The organism is Caulobacter sp. SRI_014, assembly GCF_057586315.1.
This window is the reverse complement of sequence record NZ_JBYCZQ010000025.1, coordinates 1-518: the sequence shown is the minus strand read 5'-3', so window position 1 is coordinate 518 and position 518 is coordinate 1. Positions and strand designations below refer to the sequence as shown.

The following is a 518-nucleotide window of genomic DNA, read 5'->3' as shown; positions in this document are numbered from 1 at the left end:
CTCGACGGCGTCACCGTCACCGGCGGCTCGTTCAGCAACCTGCACATCGGCATCGACTTCGAGAAGGATCCGAACGTCGCCGGCAACGATGTGCTGAACTTCACCCTCGACGGCACGCACTTCGAGGACATCACGGCCAAGGGCTTCTACGCCGAGACCCTGACCAACGGCCATCTGACCAACTTCACGATGACCAACGTCGGCTACTTCGGCGGTACCCCCTCGTTCGGCGGCTTCGCCGGCTCGGGCATCGAGTTGAACCTGAAGAAGGGAACCTACTCGGGCATCGAGATCGATCACTTCACGATGACCAACGTCGGTCAATCGACCCGCTTCGGCGCGCCGCATGACAACGCCGCGGCCATCTCGATCAAGCCGCGTGACGACTCGGCCGGCAACAGCCCGGTCAGCATCACCGATGTCGTCCGCATCCACGACGGCGTCATCGATGGCACCTCGACGGGCATCCGCAACGGCGAGACCAACCGCACCAACCAGACCGGCGACTTCGAGATCGA

General features: G+C 63.1%; 1 protein-coding gene. It reads left to right on the top strand.

What is annotated here, in order from left to right; all coding sequences use genetic code 11:
• Positions 1–518: hypothetical protein (locus AC2YG9_RS22455; protein WP_487300226.1), on the top strand; the 518-nt coding region annotated here is incomplete at both ends.